This window comes from Saccharopolyspora sp. 6V, from assembly GCF_020176785.1.
GTDB lineage: Bacteria > Actinomycetota > Actinomycetes > Mycobacteriales > Pseudonocardiaceae > Saccharopolyspora_C > Saccharopolyspora_C gregorii.
Map to the genome: position 1 here is coordinate 22,056 of NZ_JAIUKB010000006.1, position 7,663 is coordinate 29,718.

Genomic DNA, 7,663 nt, shown 5'->3' on the forward strand with positions numbered 1-7,663 from the left:
CGCGAGCAGGGGAACCTTCCGGTCACGGGTGGGAGGAAGGGAACCTTTCGATCACAGGCGCGATGAAGGGAACCTTCCTGCCACCGCCCCGCACGAAAGAGGGGACCTCCCCACCCGAGCAGGAAGATCCCCTCCGATCGAACAGCGCCACCTCAGGTGATGTCGCGCCGCCCGCTGAAGTACCAGCCGCCGAGGACGAACAGCGCCGCGTACCCGGCGAAGGTCAGCATGCTCAGCCACCACGGATGCCCGTAGGACCCGCCGAAGACGAAGTGCAGCACCTCGAACAGCCCTTGCGGCACGTACTGCTCGTCGGGCCCGGCGGTGGCGCTGATGAAGATCGGCACGGCGAGGTTGCCGACGATCCCGCTGCCCGCGGCCCCCGGCAGGTAGGCGCTCACCCCGGACGCGTCGGAGCCGACGAGGAACAGGTCGACGATGAACTCGAACACGAACTTGTAGACCAGCAGCACGATGATCACGATCACCGGGTTGGCGACGAGGGCGCCGAACCCGACGCCGAGCAGCGTCCACAACACCATCGCGAGGAGCCCGGCGGCGCACACGATGAGCCAGTCCGGACCTTCGCCGAACCCGTCGAGCCCGGCGCCCGCGATCGCGCCGAGGCTCGCCGACAGCACGTTGACCAGCCCGTACAGCAGGCCGAGGTTGGTGTAGGCGATGAGCTTCGCCCCGAGCACCGCCCCGCGCGGGTTGCCGGTGAGGTACGTGGTGGTGATGCTCTTGTTCCGGTACTCCCCGGCGAACGCCAGCGCCCCCACCAGGCCGGCGAAGATCGTGCTGAAGTTCGTCGACATCGACATGGTGAGCAGGCCCAGCGGCAGCGGCCGCCCGATCTCCTGCTCGATCGAGGACATGTAGCCGAACCCGGTGCCCATCCAGCTGGCGCCGAAGCTCAGCAGCGCCACGGGGATGAGCAGTGCCCACCACAGGTTGGTGGTGAAGAGCTTCCGGAACTCGGACTTGACCAGGCCGTCCATCAGGCGCCACCTCCGAATCCGCCGTGCTGCTGGTACGGGTTGGGGCCGCCGGGCGGTGCCCAGCCACCGGTGCCGGGTGGCGGACCGCCGGGCGGGTGCTGGTTGCCGACGTACTGGCCGCTGGTGAGCTGGAAGAACAGCCGTTCGAGGTCGACCTGCTCCTCCTGGATCCCGTAGACGGCGACCCCGGCCTGCAGGGCCAGTTCGGCCACCGACCGGGAGTCGGAGCCGGTGACGGCGATCCGCCCGTCGGGCAGCGGTTCGACCGCCAGCCCGGCCGCCTGCAGCGCGTTCACCAGCGCCTGCGGATCACCGGCCTGCACGAGCACCCGGTTGCGCTGCTGCGCTCGCAGCTGGTCCAGGTCGCCGTTGTAGACGCACTCGCCGCGGCTCACGATCACCACGTGGTCGACGGTGTGCTCCATCTCGCGCAGCAGGTGGCTGGAGACGAGCACGGTGCGCCCGGACGCGGCGAACGACTTCAGGAAGCCGCGCAGCCACGCGATGCCCTCCGGGTCGAGCCCGTTGGCGGGTTCGTCCAAGATCAGCACCTGCGGATCGCCGAGCAGCGCCGTGGCCAGCGCCAGCCGTTGCCGCATGCCCAGCGAGAACCCGCCCGCGGCCCGGTTCGCGGCGCCGGTCAGCCCGACGAGGTCCAAGGCGTGGTCGACCTGCTGGTCGGGCACGTTCATCGCCGCCGAATAGCAGCGCAGGTGGTTGCGCGCCGTGCGGGACGGGTGGAAGCTCTGCGCCTCCAGCACCGCCCCGACCACGGTGGCGGGGTTGCGCAGCTGCGCGAAGGGCACCCCGTTGACGGTGGCGGTTCCCGACGTCGGGTTCACCAGCCCCAGCACCATGCGCAGCGTCGTCGTCTTGCCGGATCCGTTCGGGCCGAGGAACCCGGTCACCACACCGGGGTGAACGGCGAAGCTGAGGTCGCGGACCGCGCTGACCGGCCCGAAGTTCTTGCTCAGGTTCTGCACCAGGATCCGGCCGCTGCCGTCGTGCACACGCTCCTCCATCGTCGCTCGGCCCCGCCGGGTGCTCGCGAGCGCGGGACGCGGACGATCACGCTCGGGCGCGGGGCCGGTCCCATCCTGCCTGACCGGCCCGCCCCGACAGGGAGGAGTTCGGAAATCAACCGGTCCCGTGCTGCGGCCAGGCGATGGGCCGTTCCGGCCCGGGCCGGCGCGCTGCGGTGGGCCGGCCGTCCTCGGGGCGGGGGGAGCGGTGGTGGCGGACCGGCGCGCTGCTCGGCCAGCGGCCGGTGGGCTGCCGCCCCTCGGCGTCCGGGTCGGGCTCGTCCGCCGGGCCGTGGCGGCCGGTCGGGGCGGCGGGCGCGGTGCGGTCGCCGATGAGGCCGCGGTGCACCATCAGCCACGACTCGCACGGCCAGCTGCGGCTGCGCACCGCGCCGGAGCAGGCGGGGCAGCGGCCGTCGGCATCCGGGTGGTGGGCCTCCAGCAGGGCCCGGAGCCCGCTGGTGAGGCGGTGCAGCTCTGACCTGGCGACCGGTAACAGCTCCTCGGTGCCGCCTTCGATGGCCACCCGCTCCAGCCGGGCCAGCCGGTCCAGGACGGCCTCCCGCATCTTCGCGTCGTCCACGTGCCACTCCCCGCGTCGTACGGTCATCGCGCGCGCTGATCGGGGCGGAGAACGCGGGCCCCGGTGGCGCCCGCGACGAGCACCGCCGCAGATCGCCGCGGCTTGGCGCACTCCCATCGGCAGCTCACCCGGCCGACTGCACCGAACTCACTCGGTCGAGTGGACTTCCGGTTGTGGCGGGGAACCGGGCGTTCGTCACGCTGCGCACGTCGGAAATCAAGCGTTCGTGTCCTACACTGGGACCTGGCGGCCTGCTCCCGGTGACCCCCAGGCCGGTTGAGCGGGCCGCCCTCTAACCCCTTCCGGGGTCTTCTCACCTCCGCGAGTGAAACTCGCCGGTCTCGCCGCGCAGTGGTCTCGGATGGTCTCGCGGTTGCGGATCCGCTCAGACCAGCACCGCGTCCGGGGCCGTGCTCGGCAGCCCGTGCGCCAGCGCCACCGCCTCGCTCACCAGCAGCCCGCCGTGCGCGTTCAAGCCCCTGGCCAGCGCCGCATCCGCCCGGCACGCCGCCCGCCAGCCCTGATCGGCGATCCGCAGCACGTACGGCAACGTCACGTTCGTCAACGCGTACGTCGAGGTGTTCGGCACCGCGCCCGGCATGTTCGCCACGCAGTAGAACACCGAACCGTGCACCCGGAACGTCGGATCCTCGTGCGTCGTCGGCCGCGAATCCTCGAAGCACCCGCCCTGGTCGATCGCCACGTCCACCAGCACGCTGCCCGGCTTTGACCGCGCCACCAGCTCGTTCGACACCAGCTTCGGCGTCTTCGCACCCGGCACCAGCACCGCGCCGATCACCAGGTCCGCCGCCCGCACCGCCGACTCCACCGCGTACGCGTTCGACGTCACCGTGCGGATCGCGCCCCCATGCGCCGCGTCGATCTCCCGCAGCCGGTCCACGTCGGTGTCCAGCACCTGCACCTGGGCGCCCATGCCCGACGCCACCCGCGCCGCGTTCAACCCGGCCACCCCGCCGCCGATCACCACCACCCGCGCAGGCGGTACTCCGGGCACGCCGCCCGGCAGCACACCGCGACCACCCTGCGGGGTCAGCAGCGCCTGCGCGCCGACCTGCGGGGCGAGCCTGCCCGCGACCTCGCTCATCGGCGCCAGCAGCGGCAACCCGCCGCGCGCCGTCTGCACCGTCTCGTAGGCGAGAGCCGTCACCTCGGCGCGCAGCAACTCGTCCGTCAACTCCGCCGACGCCGCCAAGTGCAGGTAGGTGAACAGCACCTGGCCCGCCCGCAGCCGCGGGAACTCCTCGGCCACCGGCTCCTTCACCTTCAGCACCAGCTCGCCCTCGGCCCACGCGTCCGCCGCGGACGGCACGATCGTCGCGCCCGCCGCCGCGTAGTCCTCGTCGGGTATCGACGAACCGAGCCCGGCGCCGGCCTCCACGAACACCGCGTGCCCCCGCGCGGCCAGCTCGTGCACCCCTGCCGGGCCCCCCGCCACCCGGTACTCGTGGTTCTTCACCTCACGCGGCACTGCGACCTTCACCCGGTCCGCCTCCCGACCCCACGACCGAACACCGACCCCAGCATCATCCGCCCGGCGCCCGCACCCCGCCGCGAGGAAGGGAACCTTCCTGTCACCGGTGACAGGAAGGTTCCCTTCCTCGCTGTGATCCGGGCGGCTGGGCGTTGACACCCGCCCACGTCCGTTTATCGTTGCCGGGCACGACCACAACCGCACAGCGCCGCAGAACCCGAGCGGGAGAGACCCTGCGCAACGCAGGGCGCCGAAGGAGCAAACCCTCCCCGCAAAACTCTCAGGCACCCATGACCGCTCGGGCGAGGCCACTCTGGAAAGCGCGCGCCCCGGCGCCGCACCCACGGTGCAAGCCGCGAACCACCGCGGCGAAGCTCTCAGGTCCCGAAACAGAGGGGGAGGCCCGCGAACCCAGGGCACACCCGTGCCCGCGATGGTGAGGAGCCTCCATGTCCCTGCCCGAACGGCTGCGCTACACCGAAGAGCACGAGTGGATCGAGGACCGCGGCGACCTGGTGCGCATCGGCATCACCCCGTACGCGGCCCAAGCGCTCGGCGACATCGTCTACGTGCAGCTGCCCGAGGTGGGCGAGCGGATCGAATCCGGCGCCTCCTGCGGTGAGCTGGAATCGACCAAGTCCGTCAGCGACCTGTTCGCGCCCGTGACCGGCGAGGTCGTCGCCGTCAACGCGGCCGCCGCCGACGACCCCGCGGTGATCGGCTCTGATCCGTTCGGCGAGGGCTGGCTGCTCGAAGTGCGTGCCGAGCAGACCGGTGCTGTGCTCACGGCCCAGGAGTACGCCCAGTTCACCGGTGGTGAGTAGGCCGGGGCTGAGGGGGGCGGAGCTGTGACGATCAGCGTCTTCGACCTCTTCTCGGTGGGCATCGGCCCGTCGAGTTCGCACACCGTCGGCCCGATGCGGGCGGCGCGGATGTTCACCGCGCGGCTGCAGGACGACGGTCTGCTCGGTCAGGTCGACAAGGTGAAGGCCGAGCTGTTCGGTTCGCTCGGCGCGACGGGGCACGGCCACGGCAGCCCCAAGGCGGTGCTGCTCGGCCTGGAAGGGCACGACCCGGAGACGGTCGACCCGGCCGCCGTCGCACAACGGGTGGAGACGATCCGCGCCGACGGCAGGTTGTTGCTGGCGGGGGAGCGCGACATCCGGTTCTCGGTGGACCGCGACCTGGTGATGCACCGGCGCAGGTCGCTGCCGCTGCACCCCAACGGGATGCGGTTCGCGGCGTTCGGCGCAGGTGGGGAACTGCGGTCCGCGGTGTACTACTCCGTCGGCGGCGGATTCGTCGTCGACGACGAGGCCGCCGGCACCGACCGGATCAAGCCGGACGAGACGCCGGTGCGCCACCCGTTCCGCACCGGCGACGAACTGCTCGCCCGGGTCGCCGAATCCGGCTCCCGGATCAGCGACGTCATGTTCGACAACGAGCTGTCCTGGCGCTCCGCCGAGGACGTCCGCGCCCGGCTGCTGCACATCTGGTCCGTGATGCAGGAGTGCGTCGACAACGGGTGCCGCAACGACGGGGAACTTCCCGGCGGGCTGCGGGTGAAGCGGCGCGCCGCCGCGCTGCGGGCGAACCTCGGCGAGCAGGACGACGCCATGGAATGGCTCACCCTGTTCGCGCTCGCCGTCAACGAGGAGAACGCGGCAGGCGGACGGGTCGTCACCGCGCCCACCAACGGTGCCGCCGGCATCGTTCCCGCGGTGCTGCACTACTACGTGCGCTTCGTGCCGGGGGCGAACGAGCAGGGCGTCATCCGGTTCCTGCTCGCCGCCGGTGCCATCGGGGTGCTGTTCAAGGAGAACGCGTCGATCTCCGGCGCCGAGGTCGGCTGTCAGGGCGAAGTCGGTTCGGCCTGCTCGATGGCGGCCGCCGGGCTCGCCGAGGCGATGGGCGCGACGCCGTGGCAGGTGGAGAACGCCGCCGAGATCGCGATGGAGCACAACCTCGGCCTCACCTGCGACCCCATCGGCGGGCTGGTGCAGATCCCGTGCATCGAGCGCAACGCCGTCGCCGCGGTCAAGGCCGTCACGGCGACGCGGATGGCGCTGCGCGGCGACGGCAGCCACTTCGTGTCGCTCGACAAGGTGATCAAGACGATGCGGGAGACCGGGCGCGACATGAAGGTCAAGTACAAGGAGACCGCTCGCGGGGGGCTCGCGGTGAACGTCATCGAGTGCTGAGAGCGCTTCGCCCGCCCGGCGCTCGAAACCGCGCGGGGCGGTGGGAGCAGGGGAACCTTCCTGTCACGTCGCAGGCGTGGACCACCGGCGTGGGTCGATGCGAGCGGGGGAACCTTCCTGTCACCGGTGCGATGAGGGGAACCTTCCTGTCACGCTCGGCCTCGTCCGGAGCCGTGGTGGCCGGTGTGGTGGAGTGCGGCGGTGGTGTTCCGGCGGGCCGCGCGGTGGTGGTTCCGGATGACGGGGAGGTTCCCTTGCAGAATTTAGGATGCGCACAACTCAGTTGCGCGCAACTTGAATTAGGGCTAATGTCGGCCACGTGCAGGAGGCGGGGATGAGCGCGGACTCGGCGCTGTCGCTGGACCAGCAGGTGTGCTTCGCGCTCTACAGCGCGTCGCGCTCCTTCACCAACCTGTACCGGCCGTTCCTCGACGAGCTGGGACTGACCTACCCGCAATACCTGGTGATGCTGGTGCTCTGGGAACACGACTCGCTGGCGGTCAAGGACCTCGGGGCGATGCTCAAGCTGGACTCCGGGACGCTGTCGCCGCTGCTGAAACGGCTCGAAGCGAGCGGACTGGTGGACCGGCGGCGCAGCACCCGCGACGAGCGGTCCGTCGAGATCGGACTGACCGAGCGGGGGCGGGAGCTGCGGCAGCACGCCGAGCAGATCCCGAACCGGGTGCTCGCCGCCAGCGGCATGGAACTCGAGGAGGTGCTGGCGCTGCGCTCCACGCTGCACCGGCTCACCGCCAACGTGGACCAGGCCGCGCACCGCGCCAGGGCCGCCGTCGCCGACGGCGTCCCCATCACCGACGAACTCCTGCGCGGGACCACGACACAAGGAGACTGAGATGGCAGCGTTGTACACCGCCGAAGCGACCGCGACCGGCGAAGGGCGCGGCGGCCGCACCCGCTCCTCCGACGGAGTGCTCGACCTCGACCTGGCGGTCCCGCGCGAGATGGGCGGACCCGGTGGCGACTCCACGAACCCGGAGCAGCTGTTCGCCGCCGGTTACGCAGCCTGCTTCCACAGCGCGCTGCAGCTGGTCGCCCGCAAGGCGAAGGCGAACATCGCCGACTCCTCGGTGACCGCCCAGGTCGGCATCGGCAGCAACGGCGCGGGCGGGTACGCGCTCGAGGTCACGCTGTCGGTCAGCCTCCCCGGCGTCGACCAGGAGCAGGCCCGGCAGCTCACCGAGCAGGCCGACTCGGTGTGCCCGTATTCCAACGCCATCCGCGGGAACGTCCAGATCGACCTCGCGGTCGCCTGACCTCCGCTCGGCGGGGGGGGGGCCCCCCCCGCCGCCGGGGGGCGGCCGGGAAACCAGCCCTCCCAACCAGCGGCCACCGCCCGCCCCGCC

General features: G+C 71.6%; 8 protein-coding genes and 1 riboswitch. Of the genes, 4 read left to right on the plus strand and 4 right to left on the minus strand.

Annotation, left to right across the window (positions count from 1 at the left end):
• Positions 1-152 precede the first annotated feature (152 nt).
• The 4 genes from LCD35_RS01210 to ald form a co-directional block, all read right to left on the minus strand.
• Complete coding sequence (locus LCD35_RS01210) at positions 153-1,001, minus strand: ABC transporter permease (RefSeq protein ID WP_224967357.1); 849 nt, start codon at positions 999-1,001, stop codon at positions 153-155.
• Positions 1,001-2,023 (minus strand): ABC transporter ATP-binding protein, encoded by a 1,023-nt coding sequence (locus LCD35_RS01215; protein ID WP_224958286.1) that lies wholly within the window; start codon positions 2,021-2,023, stop codon positions 1,001-1,003. Before LCD35_RS01215 ends, LCD35_RS01210 begins: the two co-directional genes overlap by 1 nt.
• 115 nt (positions 2,024-2,138) lie before the next feature.
• Entirely contained in the window at positions 2,139-2,633 is a 495-nt protein-coding gene (locus LCD35_RS01220; protein ID WP_224958287.1) for a hypothetical protein, read from the minus strand.
• A gap of 358 nt (positions 2,634-2,991) precedes the next feature.
• Positions 2,992-4,107: an alanine dehydrogenase gene (ald, locus tag LCD35_RS01225; RefSeq protein ID WP_225043588.1), complete on the minus strand. Its 1,116-nt coding sequence runs from the start codon at positions 4,105-4,107 to the stop codon at positions 2,992-2,994.
• Positions 4,108-4,310: 203 nt separating this feature from the next.
• Positions 4,311-4,405: riboswitch (glycine riboswitch) on the plus strand.
• A gap of 142 nt (positions 4,406-4,547) precedes the next feature.
• On the opposite strand from ald, the gene gcvH reads away from it, so the two are divergent.
• The 4 genes from gcvH to LCD35_RS01245 all read left to right on the plus strand — a co-directional run bounded on the left by gcvH (position 4,548) and on the right by LCD35_RS01245 (position 7,573).
• A complete protein-coding gene (gene gcvH, locus LCD35_RS01230) occupies positions 4,548-4,922 on the plus strand; it encodes a glycine cleavage system protein GcvH (protein WP_224958289.1) in 375 nt (124 codons plus the stop codon).
• Positions 4,923-4,946: 24 nt separating this feature from the next.
• Positions 4,947-6,299: an L-serine ammonia-lyase gene (locus tag LCD35_RS01235; protein WP_224958290.1), complete on the plus strand. Its 1,353-nt coding sequence runs from the start codon at positions 4,947-4,949 to the stop codon at positions 6,297-6,299.
• A gap of 334 nt (positions 6,300-6,633) precedes the next feature.
• Positions 6,634-7,152, plus strand: coding sequence for a MarR family winged helix-turn-helix transcriptional regulator (locus LCD35_RS01240; RefSeq protein ID WP_224958291.1), 519 nt, complete (start codon positions 6,634-6,636; stop codon positions 7,150-7,152).
• A 1-nt stretch (position 7,153) separates the two neighbouring features.
• Positions 7,154-7,573: an organic hydroperoxide resistance protein gene (locus LCD35_RS01245; protein ID WP_224958292.1), complete on the plus strand. Its 420-nt coding sequence runs from the start codon at positions 7,154-7,156 to the stop codon at positions 7,571-7,573.
• The last annotated feature ends 90 nt before the right edge of the window (positions 7,574-7,663 follow it).

Coding starts and splice junctions, on each gene's coding strand:
- LCD35_RS01240 (WP_224958291.1), top strand. CDS start 6,634: ATGAGCGCGGACTCGGCGCTGTCGCTGGACCAGCAGGTGTGCTTCGCG.
- LCD35_RS01210 (WP_224967357.1), bottom strand. CDS start 1,001: ATGGACGGCCTGGTCAAGTCCGAGTTCCGGAAGCTCTTCACCACCAAC.
- LCD35_RS01215 (WP_224958286.1), bottom strand. CDS start 2,023: ATGGAGGAGCGTGTGCACGACGGCAGCGGCCGGATCCTGGTGCAGAAC.
- LCD35_RS01220 (WP_224958287.1), bottom strand. CDS start 2,633: ATGACCGTACGACGCGGGGAGTGGCACGTGGACGACGCGAAGATGCGG.
- gcvH (WP_224958289.1), top strand. CDS start 4,548: ATGTCCCTGCCCGAACGGCTGCGCTACACCGAAGAGCACGAGTGGATC.
- LCD35_RS01245 (WP_224958292.1), top strand. CDS start 7,154: ATGGCAGCGTTGTACACCGCCGAAGCGACCGCGACCGGCGAAGGGCGC.